Origin of the sequence: Chitinophaga sp. (assembly GCF_019236475.1) — a bacterium.
In the GTDB taxonomy this organism is placed as follows: Bacteria; Bacteroidota; Bacteroidia; order Chitinophagales; family Chitinophagaceae; genus Chitinophaga.
The window spans coordinates 64,470-82,056 of the sequence record NZ_JAFAIX010000014.1; the positions used below are offsets into that span (position 1 = coordinate 64,470).

At 45.9% G+C, this 17,587-nt stretch carries 12 protein-coding genes; 2 read left to right on the plus strand and 10 right to left on the minus strand.

All coding sequences use genetic code 11. The features are described from left to right. Window position 1 precedes the first annotated feature (1 nt). From JO154_RS25530 to JO154_RS25550, 5 genes are all read right to left on the minus strand, one after another. A complete protein-coding gene (locus JO154_RS25530) occupies window positions 2-2,614 on the minus strand; it encodes a glycoside hydrolase family 2 protein (RefSeq protein ID WP_291951768.1) in 2,613 nt (870 codons plus the stop codon). A 219-nt stretch (window positions 2,615-2,833) separates the two neighbouring features. Then, a complete protein-coding gene (locus JO154_RS25535) occupies window positions 2,834-3,400 on the minus strand; it encodes a sigma-70 family RNA polymerase sigma factor (RefSeq protein WP_291951773.1) in 567 nt (188 codons plus the stop codon). A 243-nt stretch (window positions 3,401-3,643) separates the two neighbouring features. Then, entirely contained in the window at window positions 3,644-4,144 is a 501-nt protein-coding gene (locus tag JO154_RS25540; RefSeq protein ID WP_291951777.1) for a redoxin domain-containing protein, read from the minus strand. A gap of 9 nt (window positions 4,145-4,153) precedes the next feature. Next, complete coding sequence (locus JO154_RS25545; RefSeq protein WP_291951780.1) at window positions 4,154-4,582, minus strand: MauE/DoxX family redox-associated membrane protein; 429 nt, start codon at window positions 4,580-4,582, stop codon at window positions 4,154-4,156. Beyond that, window positions 4,579-6,819, minus strand: coding sequence for a hypothetical protein (locus JO154_RS25550; protein ID WP_291951785.1), 2,241 nt, complete (start codon window positions 6,817-6,819; stop codon window positions 4,579-4,581). Before JO154_RS25550 ends, JO154_RS25545 begins: the two co-directional genes overlap by 4 nt. Window positions 6,820-7,109: 290 nt before the next feature. Between JO154_RS25550 and JO154_RS25555 the strand changes: the two genes are divergently transcribed. Both JO154_RS25555 and JO154_RS25560 read left to right on the plus strand, forming a co-directional pair. Continuing rightward, a complete protein-coding gene (locus JO154_RS25555) occupies window positions 7,110-10,331 on the plus strand; it encodes an AsmA-like C-terminal region-containing protein (RefSeq protein ID WP_291951788.1) in 3,222 nt (1,073 codons plus the stop codon). Between the two features lie 123 nt (window positions 10,332-10,454). Beyond that, complete coding sequence (locus JO154_RS25560) at window positions 10,455-11,186, plus strand: outer membrane beta-barrel protein (RefSeq protein ID WP_291951791.1); 732 nt, start codon at window positions 10,455-10,457, stop codon at window positions 11,184-11,186. Between the two features lie 51 nt (window positions 11,187-11,237). On the opposite strand, the gene JO154_RS25565 is transcribed toward JO154_RS25560, so the two are convergent. The 5 genes from JO154_RS25565 to JO154_RS25585 are packed head-to-tail and all read right to left on the minus strand — an operon-like array spanning window position 11,238 to window position 17,585. Continuing rightward, window positions 11,238-11,585, minus strand: coding sequence for a DUF2149 domain-containing protein (locus JO154_RS25565; protein WP_291951794.1), 348 nt, complete (start codon window positions 11,583-11,585; stop codon window positions 11,238-11,240). After that, window positions 11,569-12,171: a MotA/TolQ/ExbB proton channel family protein gene (locus JO154_RS25570; protein WP_291951797.1), complete on the minus strand. Its 603-nt coding sequence runs from the start codon at window positions 12,169-12,171 to the stop codon at window positions 11,569-11,571. The genes JO154_RS25565 and JO154_RS25570 overlap by 17 nt, the downstream gene beginning before the upstream one ends. Window positions 12,172-12,182: 11 nt before the next feature. Further along, complete coding sequence (locus JO154_RS25575) at window positions 12,183-12,725, minus strand: hypothetical protein (protein WP_291951799.1); 543 nt, start codon at window positions 12,723-12,725, stop codon at window positions 12,183-12,185. 1 nt (window position 12,726) lies between these two features. After that, window positions 12,727-16,512 carry a cobaltochelatase subunit CobN gene (locus tag JO154_RS25580; RefSeq protein ID WP_291951802.1) on the minus strand — a complete coding sequence of 1,262 codons (3,786 nt, stop codon included), beginning with the start codon at window positions 16,510-16,512 and terminating at the stop codon, window positions 12,727-12,729. Beyond that, the gene (locus JO154_RS25585) at window positions 16,512-17,585 is read right to left on the minus strand and encodes an HmuY family protein (protein WP_291951804.1); all 1,074 of its coding nucleotides are present in this window, start codon (window positions 17,583-17,585) and stop codon (window positions 16,512-16,514) included. Before JO154_RS25585 ends, JO154_RS25580 begins: the two co-directional genes overlap by 1 nt. Between the last annotated feature and the right edge of the window lie 2 nt (window positions 17,586-17,587).

Below are 17,587 nucleotides of genomic sequence, written 5' to 3' on the forward strand. Positions count from 1 at the left end.
CTTACCAGGTTGGTTCGTCCCGCTTCATTTTTTCCAGCGTGGATTCATATGACTTTTTTTCCTGATCGGGCGCCAATGCGAGCGCCCGTTCTTGTATTGCGATGGCTTCATGTTTGCGACCCGCTTTATATAGCAGGTTCGCCTGGGTATTCATGAATAACGAGCGTTCTCCTTGTTCTAAGCAGATACCGCTCCATTTGGAAGCAGTCAATAAAACAGTGGAATCGTCCGAGCGATAGAAAACCGTTGTAGCAAACCGATTCAGTTCATCCAAAGATAAATTCTTCGCGTACTTAGCTACATACCGCGTGGCTGCGGGAAAAAACTGTTTCCATTGTTTATTATTCAAATGATAGAGTGTTTTTGCCCGCAAGTAAATTTCTTCTCCGGGACTGCCGTACCTCATGGCTTTCTGCTGCATCGCAAACCAATTTGGGTGCTCATTGGTGCTACTGATATTTGGATTGATCACGTCTGCATAAATAGTCGACATTAACTTCAACTCCGCCTGCCGGGCTCCCATCACTTTATTAGCAGCTTCTTTATTCGCCGAGATAATAGTGAATGCCGTATCTTTTATACTGGTGGCCATGTTAAAAATAAACAGCCATTGCGAGCGGGAATAGGGCGGCTTTATCTGCATCAAATAATCATTGGCGATTTTCCTCGCGTTGGGCATATCATTGAGTCGTACTGCCATTTGGGCCAACTCTTTCAGGAAGCTGGTATCTTTGCTGCCGGTTTTATACTTACGTAGCCATTCTGTATAACGATTGTCCGGATTGGTAGTATCCATATCCTTTATCTTGAGGTCGGCCGGCACCGGACCTGTAGGGGGAAGTATCATTCGATGAATTTCCCGGATACGTTCAATCGGTATTTTGATCATCTCCCGATCATACGTCATGAGGCCATTTTCCTCGATTTCCACATCAAAGGGTTCTGTATAGATGGAACCGCTCAACCCTTCTTCCTCATATATTTTGAGGTGTTTTACCATGTATTCATATTTCACCGGGAAATCTGCCGGTGGTACGGAGATATATCCCCAACCTTCTGCAGCATTCCATTGATGGTTCATGACTCTCACCTGCACCCCACCCCATTCGCCCAGCACACGAGCCTTGCCTGACAATGCGGGTGCAATACCTGGTCCGGGATATTCATGGACATCTGTGAGATCTGCGGATTTCCAACGTTCCAGCGGATTCGCGGGTGCTCTCCTGTCGTAATTTTCGCCCGTATGACCATTGATCAACCTATCTGGATCTTTTTTCTTCATCCATTCTGTTAATCTTTGTTGATCATATTTAGCCCAGCCTTCGTTGAACAATACCCAACAAACGATGCTAGGATGATTTTTCAGCAGTTCAATATTTTCGGCATTCTCCTTTTCAAATTCAATTTTGGCGGTAGGAGATTCATTGGCGCAAGTAACCATATCTTGCCATACGAGTATCCCTAGTTTATCGCAGTGGTAATACCAGCGGGCGGGTTCCAGTTTGATATGTTTACGGATGGTATTAAATCCCATGGATTTGATGGCCAGGATATCGAAGCGCAAGGCTTCATCCGTTGGAGCGGTATAGAGCCCATCCGGCCAGAAGCCTTGGTCCAGCACACCGAGGTTGTAGGTATATTTTCCATTGAGGTAGATACGCTCCTGTCCTTTCCCATCTTTCATGACCGCGATGGTACGAATTCCGGCATAAGAGGTAACAGAGTCCACCACTTTCCCTTGGCTAAAGAGTTTAATGCTCAAATCATAGAGGAAAGGATCTTCCGGGGACCAGCGGTGTACATCCGGGATAGTCATTTCCAGCGTATCACTGGCATTTCCGCTGACGCGAGCCACTGGCGCACCATTAGCGAAGGCGGTGATTTCTGTGGTATAATTCTTTTTATCGTTTGGTGAGACCTGTACTTTCAGGGAGCTTTCCTTCGGCATCAGGTTAATCCGAGAAATATAACTGTCTGGCACTGTTTCCAACCAGACTGTCTGCCAGATACCGCTGCTAGCTGTGTACATAATTCCTCTGGGCTGTAGCACTTGTTTCCCTCTGGGGTTGTTTCCCTGATCAGAAGGATCCCAAACGGACACCAATAGTTGATTACTGCCATCATGGAGGGCATTGGTGATGTCGATCGTAAAGGCTTGATAGCCTCCGGCGTGATCGCCTACTTGTTTTCCATTTATGTAAACGGTGGCCTGCCAATCGACCGCCCCAAAATGAAGCAGTACCCTATTTCCGGGCGCTTGTGGTTTTTCGATCATGCGCTTGTACCAGAGGCGCTCATCTGGCTGGAGTGACTTTCTCACGCCCGACAGTGCTGATTCCAGTGGATACGGCACGAGGATTTGTCCTTGGAATTGAGAGGGCACGGCCGCATCTTTTTTAGTGATGGCGTAATCCCATAAGCCATTCAGGTTGACCCATTGCGGTCGAACCATTTGGGGTCTGGGATATTCCGGCAATGCGTTTTCCGGGGAAACTTGTTTGGTCCATCTAGTAGTGATGGGGATGGGCTGGGGTTTCCATGAAGACTGCGCATTTGTAGTGATAGCAACAGCCAGGAATGCCAGCAGGAAGAGAAAGGATGATTGCTTCTGCATAACTGGAATGAATTAAATGAGGGGAAATGAATACTAACCAACACAAACGATAATGTAATCCCCGCTGTATGCGGGGATTACGGGCACTAGCGCCCAAAATAAGTTGAACGGAAAACGGCCGAAGATAAATGAGGAATGGCCGTCAGTCAGTGACAGGAATCAGTCAGGAGGGTATTAACACACAGTAATTCTAATACTAGCAACAGTAAAAATCGGCAACTATTGGATATAATGGGATTTCAGCTTACTTCTGATGATTTTGATACAGTTACTCATATGATTTTTGATCGTTTGATTAGAGAGCCCTCTGGACTCCATAATCTCTCTGGTGCTGAGTTCCTGGATAAAGCGCATTTCAAAAATCTTTCTTTGCTGAGGGGGCACAGATTTCATGGCTTTCAAAATCTGAAGGTAGATCTCTTTATCTTCTATTCTTCGTTGTGTGGTGGCTTCGATACGATCATTATCGTACGCCTGTTTATGGCGTTCCATTTTGGATACCTGTTTGATAGCATCAATAGCCCTGCGTCGTACACATACGATCAGGTATGCTTTCAGGTTAACGGGTACGGGCAACTCCAATCTTTTATTCCAAATGGTAATGAATACATTTTGAACCACATCTTCCGCGAGATCTTTATCACGCACTATATAATTCGCTTCCCTGAGCAGGTGCTTGTAATACGCCTGGTACAGTTCTTTAATAGCGATTTCTCTGTTGCTTTGCAGCAGGTCAGACAGATGATCATTTAATGTTTCCCGGGATAATTTGAATTGATTTACCATTACTGAATCTTTGATAAGGTTAATAAGACAACCTCATCCATCAGCAAGAAAAATCATGATTTTGGTGACCTTTTATTGTTGTTATGCGGCATCATCCGAGCGGATGTTCCCCAGTCGCATAACAACAATACAAGTATCGAGAATTTTTTCTATACCGGGAAGAAAAAAAATGTTAATCAACTGTGAATCCGGAAATTACCGAGTTCTAATTAAGGTGCTACAAACCCTCCGTTTGTCTGAAAGTTACTCTGCTGCCACTTCCCGTAGTTTCTTATCGGATACGCTCCCATTGAAAGCCTGTTTCAGGATTTGATCCTTATTATAGACTGCCAGGTAGGGCACTGCGTGGATACCGAAATATTTTATCATCACGAAGCCCGTATCTATTCCCATGGTAAAATTCTTCCGGTATTGGTCCAGCTTGAAATCTTTTTCATATTCCCGTATTTCCGCGAGTTTACTATTGGTGAGCAGATATACATGGGTATTCCCCAGGGAATCCGCATTTTTAAGTAAGCTCGACAGCTCCGCCTTACAATAAGGGCATTCTGTAGTAATATAGAACAGGATAGCCGGATGCGCGGAAGCTGTATCCACAGTGGCATAGGTACTGTCTGACTTCAAAAAATTAACAGGCAGTATTTTTTGGCCTTCCCTGCCGGAAACAAATGGCGGCGGTGGGGTGCTATCTCCACATCCCGCCATTAGTACCAGTAACATCATCATCTGCAAAATCAGTTTCATAATCCTTATTTAAATGGCTATAGATTGTTTTTTAATTTGTTTATTGAACCAAAGGCAAAGGCCGAGCAACAGGGTGACAAGGATATTAAACACCAGGTGTTGGGACCATGACATGGACTCTAATACACCACCGCAGCTACAAGGGAGCTTACTGGCCATGGTCAACAATACGGCGATATAAATGGTGAAAGCCACCATCATCGCAAAGGCGATATACAATCCTTTCACTCTGGTAGCAGGGATCACCAACATTAGCGCCACTACAACCTCCAGAATAGGTACTACTCTCGCCACTACCGGCGCCACTGAGTGCAACAAAGGCGATGAGCTAATAACCCATTTGAATACATCGTATTCGCGCAGCTTCATAATGCCTGTATACAGGAACATGGCTGCTACTAGGAAGGAAATGATTTCGATGATAACTTCTTTTTTCATGTAGATTCTTTTTGTGAGTTAATAAAGGCTGCTTCAGCGATATACCCTACCACCAAAATGGTAAAGGCTGCCGAAACCAGTATAGGAAACAGTTGGAATCTTAAGGCAATCGGCGATGCAAATACGCTGAAGCCCATATTAACAGCCCATAAGGCAAATGCTAGCAACATGGCTTTTCTTAGCACGGGATTCTTATGCGCCCCCAACACCAGCATGGAAATACATCCAAACAGGAACATGGCGGTCATCATCCCTACTATCACTGGATATGGGCTTAGAATAGGCACATCAAAGGATTTTAACCTTGTCTTCACCTTACGGTCTTTATAATTAAACCATATCTTCGCGACCTCCGTAACACTGTCTACTCCCATATTGTACTTCTCCAGGAACTCTACTGGCGGCACATAATACTTGACGAAATTGGGCCAGAGATAATTCACGGCGAATTCCTTCGGATACTGCTGTATGATAAATCGGCCGTATTCTGCATAGAGCGGGCCCATACTTGCCCATTTTTTATGCTGCGTGGCAGTGCTATCTTTCTTAAACTGGTTACGCATATACGTTTGGAGCGGCATATGAGGGGTCCACATATACACGGTACTAGCCTTCATGGCTTCTGATGGATAGCGGCGAACATCTCGCGTACTATCAAAATATTCTCGGATGGATTTATCCAATGCTTCAAATTTTTTCGGCACCGGTTTACGATGGGCACTATCTACATACCGATAAGCGTACATGGCGTTATTGGCCAGTTGCCATCCTGTGAATGGGGTGAACTGTTTTATATTAGTCAGTTTCTTATACTTGTTGCTCGTAAACTGTACAAATGCAAAGATGAGCAACACCGCAAAGCCCAACCCTGCCAGCTTTAACCAGAAACGCTTACTCGCCAGGATGAAACCTAACAAGGCAATTGCCGGATAAAACAAGGCATTGTAACGAATGGTGAAGGCCAAGAACAAAACAATGCCATGCCAGAATACCAGTTTAGGCGTAGGCCGGTACATGATCCAGAACAACAAGGTGAACCAAGTCAGACTCAAAGAGAGAAACATCGTATCACTGGAAACATAGTTGCTCAGGTAAAGCAGTACCGGATTGAACAACACGAAACATACCAGTACTATCTTGGTTCCCTTTGCAGGCTTCAGGAAATAACAGAGTGTAAACACCAATGCCAGCAGGCTCGATTCCAGGAATAAATATTGCAATGCCACGAGGGCGGTATCTGATTTACAGAAAACACTGAAGAGTCGCAGGAAACGGGAATAACCTATCGGATAAGTGGCTGTATCGAAATTGTGGTAAGCCGAATCCAAATAGGCATAGGAGTCGCCATTGATAAAGGAAGCATATGGATATAAATATTTGAAGACGCTAAACTGTAGGATGATGGCTGCTATAGCACCCAGTACATACCATCTGTTGGCCGGATTTTTAAATACATATGCTGCCAGAGAGGCTTTGCTATAATCTTTATCTTTCAGTTGTTCTTTGGCGAAATTGAAATGATCTGCCACAATGATTTCCTGGCGTTCAACCATTACATCCAGCACATTGGCGGCTGCCGCTAGCCCTGTGAGCTCCAGCTCAGAAACTGCCTGTTGCTGGAAAACCTCATCCGGCTGATGCCAGCCGTTTTCAGGAGGATTGCTGTAATAATGCATAGATACCCACACATTGCCGGTAGCCGGGTCATTACGTACTTCCAGATCCGCTGCTTTCACATCCATTTGTGCGATGGCGATATTACAATCCTGCAAATGAAGCGGCTTCCATTCTCCCGTACGTTTGTTCAACAGGGATAATTTCTTTAGCAATACGCTAACGGTAATCAGTTGGCGGTTTTCTGGTAAAGACGCCAGCGCGATTTCTCGTGCAGCTCTTCCACTCACCTTTCGGATGTAGTCTTTATAAAACTGATCAAATCCATATTTCCCCACCGTATAGCGCACTGCTTTCTCCAGTTGCTTGGGTTTACGATGTGGGAAAACCGCAGTGCGGAGCCAGGACAGTAGCCATATCAATGCACGCCACCATCCCAGCTTCTGCAGGTTGATGGAATTCATTTTTATCGGGTAACGATAGAACTGCTGCCTATAAAATAAATAATCTGGGGTAAGTCCGGAGGTTGCTGCTGTATCCGCACTTTCACCGGGATTTTCCGGTAAAAATGCCTCCGGATCCGTAACAGGGCCGGCATCGGACATAAATGGTTTTTTACTCATGGGGATAAAGATGGTAAGGCTTATAACGAATAAATATTACGCTCTTTATTGGCATTAACTGACTGTAACCAGGCGGGATCAGAAATACCGGCAGCAGTTAAGATTCAATTGTGGTATTCGTCGGTAATTTTGAGGACCGTCAGGTATATGCAATATAAAATCACTGTCTGCAACAGGAACGCAGCAACGATTTTCCTACACTGCAATAAATTTTAACATTATCCTGCACACCAAGCCCCTATTACACATGCATTTTTTTTATATTTTTACCGTTCAAGATTGGCCATACCATGAGAAAAGGCAGGAGAATATTAAGGGTGGCTGGTATAACTTTAGGTGGACTGTTACTGGTGATTATTATCGCCGCAGGCATCCTATATACCCAGCAACAACGACTCACACAACTAGCAGTAAAAGAATTAAACAAACAGTTTCGGGGAGAACTGGTATTGGGAAGCAGTAACATCAACCCATTCGCCAACTTCCCCTACATTTCCATCGTACTACACGATGTAAAATTTTATGCCAGTAAAAAAATGGACCACCCTCCTCTCTATGAGGTGAATAAGCTGTACGTGGGGTTTAGTCTCCCCGATATCTTCCGACAACATTACCAGGTACGTATCCTCGTGCTCAATACAGGACAAGTACATATCAACCGGGCTGCCAATGGTACCCTGGATATCGTGGAGGCACACACGCTTCCCACTGCTACCAGCGCTCCGGTAGATACCAGCACTAAGGGCGGCCTATCTATGGACCTGCGCAAAATCATCCTGAAGAATATACGCGTTACTTACCATGACGCAGGCACCGGCTGGAATATCACCACCCAGTTGGAAAAAATCACCACTGGCTTCCATATGCATGGCGATGATGTGGCCCTAGACCTAGAAGGGAAACTACTGACAGACATTACCAGCAAAAAAGATAGTACCCTCTTCCGCAATAAGCATATCAGCCTGGCCATTTCGGGCGATTATAATTTGGAAAAGGAATTCCTCCAGTTGAAAAAAAACAGTATCAAACTGGAAAATGCCAGTCTGGATGTACAGGGGAATGTGAGTCTCAAAGGGAAGCCTCAATTGGATCTTAGCATAAAGGGCGACCGGCCAGATCTCAACCTGTTGTTTGCATTTATACCGGAAGACATCAGCTCCAAGATGCAAAATTACCGCCGCGATGGCCGGATCTATTTTGATGGCACCATCAAAGGAGAGATCGACAAAGATCATATGCCTGCCATCACCGTTAATTTTGGTTGTGAGAATGTATGGTTCGAAAATACGCATGCCAATAGGAAACTGGATTCCCTCGGCTTCCGCGGTTACTATACCAATGGAACAGGCAGATCTCTCAAAACCTCAGAACTACACCTGCTAGACATGAACGCCAGGCCAGGAAAAGGGGTTTTTAAAGGGAACTTTATCATGCGCGATTTCACCGATCCACACGTGGTCATGCAGCTCTATTCGGAACTGAATATCCGCTATATCGGTGAATTCCTCGGTATAAAAGACCTGGAACAAATTGAAGGAGATATTCGCCTCAATATGAATTTCCGAGAGCTGGTGGATATGCAAGTGCCAGAACAAAGTTTGGCGAAGCTGAAAGAAGGCGTGCAGAGCGAACTAACGGTGACAAACCTCGCTTTCCGCATCCCCCACTATCCCCTACCGGTGCGCAACATGAACATTCATGCCCAGGTTAAAAATGGGAGTCTGCAATTGGATACCCTCAATTTTCGTGTAGGCCAGAGCGATATTGCCGCCAGCGGCTCGCTGAGCGACTTACCAGCCATCTTTCACAAACAGTCCAAACCTGTAAAAATTACTTTCCAGGTAAATAGTAATAAAGTATTGCCGGGAGAACTAATGCTGGCAGACACCACGCATAAACGTTTACGGGAAGAAGTGATCAGTGGCTTCAGACTAGCGGTGGCACTGGAAACGAGCGTGCAGGAAATGTTACATCCCAATCCGCTACCAAAGGGCGTGTTCCGAATTGAGGAATTGTCGTCTTCCTTCAAACAATATCCGCATAGTCTGCACCACTTTAATGCAGACGTCAGCATTGGAGATACCAGTTTGCTCGTTAAAAATTTCTCTGGGCATATTGATAGCAGTGATTTTGTATTCAAAGGCCGTCTGAATAATTATAACCTCTGGTTCGACAAAGTGAAGAAAGGGCGTACAGAAGTTGCCTTTGACCTGAAATCCGACCGCCTGGCCGTAAATGACCTGATCAGCAACAAGGGTCGGCAATTTATTCCGGAGGGTTACTGGTACGAACAAACGAATAACCTCTGGCTACGGGCCAAACTGAACCTACGCTATGATACGGTATTCAAACGCGTAGATGCCCATATAGCCAATATTTCCGGCTCCTTGAAACAACACCCTATTCAACTGGAAAACATCAATGGTCGTATTCGGTACGGCACTAACAAATACCTGGTGGTAGATACCCTCAAAGGGAAAGTAGGCACTAGTGATTTTGATATCAACCTGCATCTATACGCAGGCCCGGATCGCAATGGTAATAAGCGTAATAATCTCTTCAGCATTAAAGCCAATTATCTCAATGTGGATGAAATGATGAACTATGATTTCAGCGATCATAAAGAAGAAGAGATGGCCACTGCCGTTCGCACCACCACCAAAAGAGAGAACGACAGCATTCACAGTGCTGGTTTTAATATCTTCAAAATTAAATTCACCAATTTCGACGTACTAGCCGATGTAGGTAAAATCCGCTATCATAAGCTATCTATAAAAAATCTGAAAGCGGATGTACATATGCAAGAAGACCAGCGTATTAAAATCGACACCATCGATTTACGCATGGCAGGTGGGCATATTGGCATGCGCGGACTACTGAATGCAGCCGATCCCAAGCGACTGTATTTCCGCAGCAGTATACAATTGGATACAGTGAACTTGAGTAAGATGTTGTTGAAGTTTGACAACTTTGGTCAGGATATGGTGTTGAATAAGAACCTACAAGGCACCCTCAGTGGGCGGATTAAAAGCAATATCAAATTACATCCGGACCTCACTCCCATGCTGGATTCCACCAAAGCAAAAATGGATATCGAGATCAGGAATGGCTCGCTGATTGATTTCGGGCCTATGCAGGCAATGTCTAGCTACTTCAAGGATAAGAACCTCCGTATGATTCGCTTTGATACCTTACGGAACAAGCTCAGTTTTGAGGCCTCTACATTGGAATTTCCCAATATGAGTATCAATTCTTCCATTGGGTATATTGAAGTGAGTGGAAAACAATCCCTGGATATGCAGATGTCTTACCAGCTACGCGTACCCATGAAGATGGTGACCCAGGTGGGCTTCCAGGCGCTGTTCGGGCGTAAGCAGGAGGAAGTAGATGCAGATCAGGTAGACGCGATCGAAAGTGCAGAAAAAGGCAAAAAGGGTCGGTTTATGCATCTCCATATTTCTGGAACACCGGAGAAATATCACATCTCACTAGGTAAGAAAAAGAAAGCTTAAAGGGCTTCATGATAAGCATAAGGCAGATAGTATTGCATCTATTGCGATGTTATCTGCCTTATCCTTACATTCGTGATAGTTTCATCACTGCCCTACACCATGAAAAAAATAACATTAGCCTTCATGGCATTATTCTGTGCGGCGTCCACTCACGCACAGTTTTCGTTCGGCGTCAAAGCCGGCATCGGTCATAGCTTTCAGAGTAAACCAGATAAAGAAAGTGGCCTTCAAAAAAACGATGTCCAATTCCATCCTGCCTATCAGATAGGCCTTACGGGGGAATGGCGTCTCTCTAAAGAATTCTCCCTTATGTCTGGTCTTGTCTTCAGTTCCAAAGGAGGTAAGACGAATGCACATTACCAACATGCTATACTGACGCCAGGCAACCTGCCGTTTGTAATGATGGCGGATTTCAAAGGAGAAAATCGCCTGAACTACCTGGAGCTCCCCATTAATATCCTCTACACGCTGCCAGTAGGGAAAGGTCATTTCTTCGCTGGCCCGGGTGGGTATATTTCCCAATTCCTCGGCGGCACCACCAAAGGGACCGTTGGTGTGACCAATATGAATGGGACCACTGGTACACCCAGTTTCACCACTGTATCAGGCGTCTATTACGGCAGCATCATTTTCCGCCCCGATGGGCCATTGCAACCAGCGCCAATAGATCAGGCCATTCAGCCTGATAATAAAGCGCATGCAGCGTCTACCGATGCAGGTGCCAACTTCACACTGGGATACAGTTTTAAAATGGGACTGCAACTCTCCCTTTGCTATAGTCATGGCTTTACGGATACCAACTACGGGAAAAACCGGGCAGCCACTTTTAATATTGGTTACCTGATCCGAAGATAATTGCCAATGGCCTGGTTATTTCAAAGTAAGTATTGAAATAACCAGGCTGTATTATTCATTATCAGGAATATATACAATCTCTCCATTCTCCAACTCGTAGGCCGTTCCCACCTTCTTACCATTGCCAGATGCGGCTTCTTTCTTTCCAGTAGGCGTATATTTATTGATCGTATTTCCTTTCCGGGTAATGATCTCCATGTTTTCCTTTCCTGGATTTTTCACTACTGTAAAATCCTCCTTACTAAACATTTCTGTCATCTTATACCGACTCACCAATGCCACCATCAGCGCCACCGCAAAGACGATACTTACGTCGAACAGGTTAGCAACGGCATGTAGCGGATTGACATCTTCCTGTTCCCTGGCGGCATACCGGCGGTGATTATGCTTTGTTTTCATAAGCTGTCTGGATAATATCATTTACAAATTCCACCCGGTTCTGATCTGCGGTATACCAACGTTGTTTCGTTTGTAACAATAGGAAACCAATTGTACCTATCACAAGCCCCAGCACAGTTGTGTTAAAAGCGATCTGCATTTGCTCGCTCATCGTGGCAATATCGCCAGCAGCAAGGCCTCCCAATGCCGGACCCATAGGAATCAGCGTTCCCATCAAGCCAAGAATAGGTCCAGTCTTGCTCAATGTCCTGCATCTGTCTAGCTCCCGCTCACAGTTATTATGGAAGTCGGCCAGTAGCCTATTTCGATGAGCTTCGCTGCCGCTTCTAACAATCAGTTCATTTATCGTAGCAGGTAATGGCCCTTCTAAGTGAGCTGTCAGTTCCGCAAATGAACGTATATGCGTATACGTTAATCCGTTCAATTTCGCATCTAGTATTTTAATTTCCTTCATGCGACGAACGTATTGGCGACTTCCATCCCATAATTGGCGGAAAGCTTGCACCAGGAAATAAATGACAGCTACCATCACTGGCACCATCAGTCCACTACTCAACCAGCATATAACTTTATCTATATATTGCATAGTAATTCGATTTAGTTAGCTATTTCAGGGATGGATGCTCCACTTATCACCGCTAAAATCCCTGACAGCATTAATAATAAATACCTCCATTCCATCCGCAGATGCATGTCTGTACACCAGGAAAAAAAAAGCGCCAATAACCAGATTGTTCCAGATACCAGGAATGCATAGCTAATGGCGATCACTTCAAATCCAAAGTTTAGCTCCCGGAAACAGTATACCTCCAGGTAGAAGAGTCCACATAACAATACCGGTGAGGGAATCAGCCACCATCGCCGAAATGTTCTTTGCTGTAGCCAGCATTTGTTTAGTTGGAGCTGGAATAAAATATCCAGTATCATCAATATGGAAAAATTCCTCCGGATACTATCCTGCTGTAGCCATTGCAAAATGGTCCTGCTATCCATTTCTATCACCAGGTAGTGTAGTAGATATAGGGAGACAGCCATTACGCCAACTGGCAACAGTCTCACTTTCCAGGAGCTGCAACAGGACAACTGTAAAGTATACAGCAGTCCCGTTACAAGTGTTAGTAATACAATCAACTGCTCCATATCATTTCTTTTTCCGGTACACCAACAACCATATGGTGGCTAATGCTGTCAGGACGAGGAATATCGGCCGCCACCATTTGAGCGACAGCCCTTCTTTTACAACAGCCGTCCCTACCGTTCTTTCTGCTGTCTTCTTCAGCACTACACCTTTAGCCTCCGATACAGCACTATTCGGCTGTAATGCAGCATTGACAGCCATTTTATAAGCCGTTTTTAACGCTTCCGGCGTGTAATGCTCCATTTCCTGGCGCAATGCAGCATTGCCACATACAAACTCCGTACAACCGGCACCGTAGTTCGCAATCGTAGTGGCGTGAAGACGGGCAATTTCTTGCCGCTGTACCTCCGTCGCTTTCCACAAGCCTTTTCTAGCAGCCTCCATCATGACGCCCGTCAATTCTTCCAGGGCCGCAGGGTTTTGCTTTTCAAAGAAGGTAGCGGTATGTAACGTATAACGGTCACGGATATACACTTCATGCAGTTGGTTCCAAAGTTCATTATCAATGACATCTGGTTTCATGACATTCCATCCAAAAACATTACGGAACGTCTCTGCCATCTTTTCCGCGCTACTTCCTTGCCCCTGCTGCATTTCCTTTATCCATACAGGATTCAGCAGGGTGCTGCGGGCTTCCACCCATACCGCCTCTTTCAGCGGCTGCACACGGGCAGTCATCGGGTTACGGAAATCATTCAATACAGCGGCGGGCTCTTTTCCGGTCGCGAGTCGTACGGCATTGTTGAGACCTCCCATGAATTCATACACGTGATCCAGGCTAAGCGGACCCCAGGTATTGCTTTCACGGGGCTGCACTACTACGTCCGTATGTTGGAGTGCCGCTTCAAATAATCCTTCCCTGAACATCGCCCATTGGCTGGTATCATTATAGGCCGCTCCCATGTTGTGCAGGTAAACACTGGCCACTTCATCACGGTTATTATAACGATTCCCACTTTCCACCATAGACATAATACCCGTGCCATAATTGCCATTGATACCACCAAACACCCTCAGCGCTGCCAGTTGCTGGGCTTCTTTCGGCGTAAAACCTTTCTGTTTCAACATTTTTTCACCAGCCTGCACTCCTTCGTTGACGTAATTAGGTTGTCCTTTATCTTCAGCAGTTGCTGCAAGGAGGACTGCCCGATTGATCAATTCCAGTCTGCTAGCCGCCAGATCACGAAACTGTCCTGCCGTTTGAACCACCACGTCTATACGAGGACGCTGTAAAGCAGCAGTAGGTATCAGTTTGAGATCTATAATACGTCCTTGTGGGTCCCTTACTGGCGCTACACCTAATAAATAAAATATTTCCGCCAGCATGGCACCTTCCGTACGGATAAACTCCCCTGGCCATAAGGTGAGCGCCACTTTCCTAGGCCAAGCACCATCATGCTCCTTCCTGTATTGACTCACCAGGTCTTTTGCCAGTTGCACACCCACTTCCCAAGCTTGTGGTCCTGGGGCTTTTTCCGCATCAATACTATACAAATTGCGCCCCGTAGGCAATGCGCTTGGATTGGCCAATGGGTCCCCACCAGCGCTGGGTAGTGTATATCCACCAGACAATGCATTATCCAAGGCAGCCAGCTCTTGGTTTGTACTGCCAAGTAGTAGGGAGACATATTTCGTACTGCCAGTATCTGCCCCACTCATCAACGAAGCAGTTCTTTCCGCTTCTATTTTCGTATAGGGCTTACCGATAGTATAAAGTCCGCTGTTAACTTTTTCATTCACCGCCTCCTCTACCAGGTCTTGCAGCTTTGTTAGTTGTGTAGCAGTAAGTATTTGGGCAGTATCTACACCCATTTCCTGGTAGTAGCCCAACTGACGGGCAGATTTGCTAATAGACGCGGCATAGGCCGACTTCAATACCCCCTCTTCGAGCGCATCCCAGCGGTGTAGTTCCATTTCGAGGCGACTTATCTCCGTACTACCTCCTGCTTGCATAAAGGGAGGTGTCAGATGAGAAATGATGGTAGCATAACTGCGTCTTTTGGCAATAATCGCTTCTCCTACATTACTCATCGTATAGACGTAGAAGTGAGGAATACTTCCTATCAACGCATCGGACCAATCTGCATTCCCTAGTGCTACCTGCTTTCCTGGGGTAAATTCCAGGCTGCCATGGGTACCAAAATGAATAATCGCATCCGGCTGAAACACATGCCTGGTCCAGAGATAGGAAGCGATATACGGATGAGGCGGTGCTATCTTAGCACCATGTATGATTTTAAAGGTCTGCTCCCCTACAGCGGGCAATGGCTGGGGAAGTAATACTACATTGCCAAAACGGAGCCGTGCTATCGCCAGAAAACCCGTGTCTCCCCTATGCTCTTGCATATAATTACCGGGAGGCCGACCATACTTTTCCTTCACTGCCTGCCAGGCGCCTGGCTCCAAATCCGCAGTGGCCCACTTTTCATAAGTAGGCGCATCGATCCATGCAGGGTCTCCTTCACGATAGAATTTACGCAAATTCCCCTCCGCATAAGGATTCAATACACTGCCGTTTTGCTGTAGGAGCGCATTCAGCGCAGCCGCATTTGCGGGGAGGTTGTCCACCGTATATCCTTGCTGTTGAAGATGCAATAAAGTATTATACAAACTAGGCACTACTTCTAAATTTCCAGCGACAAGACTACTCAGGCCAGGACCTTTGAAATAATAAATCGCAATCTTTTTATCGCGGTTGGGTTTATGCTTTAACACCAACCAGCGGGAAACCAAGTCCGTAAAGCATTTCAATCGTTCGGGGATAGCCCGGAAAACATCATAGCCATTTTCATCCTTATACTGCGCCACGATGGCATAGGGCGCCACGGCCCCATCCAGCTCAGGCGATACCACGCTCATGGTGAGCAGCCCGCCATTCATACCATGGGGATTTGTTTTCCATTGATCGTAATTCATGAAAACGCTGAGGGGACTGAGTACAGGGATTTGTTGTTCCTTCAGCCATGCCACCACCGCAGGGGCATTTCCCGGAGCCAAACGGCCATGCGGCATTTCCACCACTATATCCGGGTGAATCGCCTGTAGGAATTCCAGTCTCCGTTTATTTCCCGCCATCGGGTATACATTCCATCCACGACGTTGAAAAGTGGTAATGATAGTATCCAAGTGATCGCGATTCGCATTGAAAGGGCCTGGCACAGAAGTCACCAACGCTACTTTGGGTGCATCGTATTGATAGAGATGGTTGTTCATCAGCCATAATTCATAGGCTGAAACATCATTGAAATATATATTTTCATCCACATGAAAGAGTACATCCGAGGCAATGCTCACTGGAGCCGCTGGCGGGAGGGTATAATATTTTTTATTATCCAGGACAACCCGTGCAAAATGCAGTAGGTTCCGGAAGTTGGCAGTACCACCATTACGCATATACGTTGCTACAACCGTACGCTGGCTATCGCTCAAATTGGTGAGGTCTGTACGAGGATCTGCAGCCGCTTCCACAAATATCCGAAGTCCTTTACTACCGGCTTTTTGCAATAGCGCCGTTTGATCTGCCGTCAAATGCAAGCCCCTTCCAAAAATGAGCGCCACGTCATAATTGGAAACAGCCGCCAATCCGGATACTGGAATACTTTTCAATTGTACCCATTTGCTGTCGTTGGCGCGTTGCATGCGCGCTGCCGCAAAGGAAGGATAGTTGATCAGTGCAATACGTGTAGGCGCTATTTGCTGTCGGTAAAAAATGAAAGCCAAAATGAGTACTGCCAATACTGGCAATAACCATATTAATAGTTGCTTATAGCGGATAAAAAAATGTTTCATCAGTTCAGTTCTTTATATTCAAATGCAGGATATCCAGGGGTTCCTGTAACCAAGCTTTTAAAAGCCGTAAACCGAATTTTGAAAAGCTTCCCATCCGGATCAGATAACAAGAATGTTTTCCAGTCATACACCTTATAATTGCCTGCAGCATGCGGTTGCAGGATCTGCCACCAGCTCTTCCCAATAGCATCCGCTTTCTCCATTGGCGCTAATGTGAGGAAATCTGCACGCGTGAGCGACTGGTATCTCCCGATACTACTAGCTACATTATTCACCGGGGCAGCAGGATCATCACTGGATGCCATGCCAGCAGCAGGATTATCGATGGCTACTTTTACGCCTGCCAACCTATTGTGCAATACAGCCATTGTTACCACATAAGAACCCGGAGGTCCGCCACCAGCAACGGTTACGCCCGTACACATAAAGTCCCAGTTTTTAAGGGAAGGTTCCACCTGGACTGTTTTTCCACTCATCAGGCTGAAATAGGTAAAATTGGTGGCAGCATCCAGGGTAATCGTCTGTGATTTTGGATTGGTTCCATCCAGGTTGGCAGAGCGGATAGTGATACTATTGGTGGTTACATCTGTAATGGTAAATTTCATATACCCGTTACTGTTAGCCCCTGATGGTGGTGTCTTTCCCAGGTCTATGATATAGACCAATTGTTTGCTTTTGCCCTGGCTATCCGCCCAAGCGCCCACACTAGTAGCAGTAGTATCCAACGCAGTATTTTCATAGTTGATTTTTATGCCGGAACTCGTTGCAGGTAGGGCCACAATACTATCAAAATTGGTGCTGGGCATGCGATAAATACCCGCTTTCTTAGCGCCATTGCTGATGATAGCCTTTCCTCCTTTACTCTGGATGGCGATATCCCATGATCCGGCAGCAACAACGGTCATTTTTCCAGTGCTGAGATTAACGAATACAGTACTATCGTAGGTTGCACCCATACCGGCCACCATGGTACCTTCCGCCAGTTTAGGTGGCGTATATTCTGCATCTTTTTTCTTGCAGGCAGCCAAAAGTAGTAGGCCTGCACTGATGGTAATCAGTTGTTTGAATTGCATAT

Coding starts and splice junctions, on each gene's coding strand:
- JO154_RS25530 (WP_291951768.1), bottom strand. CDS start 2,614: ATGCAGAAGCAATCATCCTTTCTCTTCCTGCTGGCATTCCTGGCTGTT.
- JO154_RS25535 (WP_291951773.1), bottom strand. CDS start 3,400: ATGGTAAATCAATTCAAATTATCCCGGGAAACATTAAATGATCATCTG.
- JO154_RS25540 (WP_291951777.1), bottom strand. CDS start 4,144: ATGAAACTGATTTTGCAGATGATGATGTTACTGGTACTAATGGCGGGA.
- JO154_RS25545 (WP_291951780.1), bottom strand. CDS start 4,582: ATGAAAAAAGAAGTTATCATCGAAATCATTTCCTTCCTAGTAGCAGCC.
- JO154_RS25550 (WP_291951785.1), bottom strand. CDS start 6,819: ATGAGTAAAAAACCATTTATGTCCGATGCCGGCCCTGTTACGGATCCG.
- JO154_RS25555 (WP_291951788.1), top strand. CDS start 7,110: ATGAGAAAAGGCAGGAGAATATTAAGGGTGGCTGGTATAACTTTAGGT.
- JO154_RS25560 (WP_291951791.1), top strand. CDS start 10,455: ATGGCATTATTCTGTGCGGCGTCCACTCACGCACAGTTTTCGTTCGGC.
- JO154_RS25565 (WP_291951794.1), bottom strand. CDS start 11,585: ATGAAAACAAAGCATAATCACCGCCGGTATGCCGCCAGGGAACAGGAA.
- JO154_RS25570 (WP_291951797.1), bottom strand. CDS start 12,171: ATGCAATATATAGATAAAGTTATATGCTGGTTGAGTAGTGGACTGATG.
- JO154_RS25575 (WP_291951799.1), bottom strand. CDS start 12,725: ATGGAGCAGTTGATTGTATTACTAACACTTGTAACGGGACTGCTGTAT.
- JO154_RS25580 (WP_291951802.1), bottom strand. CDS start 16,512: ATGAAACATTTTTTTATCCGCTATAAGCAACTATTAATATGGTTATTG.
- JO154_RS25585 (WP_291951804.1), bottom strand. CDS start 17,585: ATGCAATTCAAACAACTGATTACCATCAGTGCAGGCCTACTACTTTTG.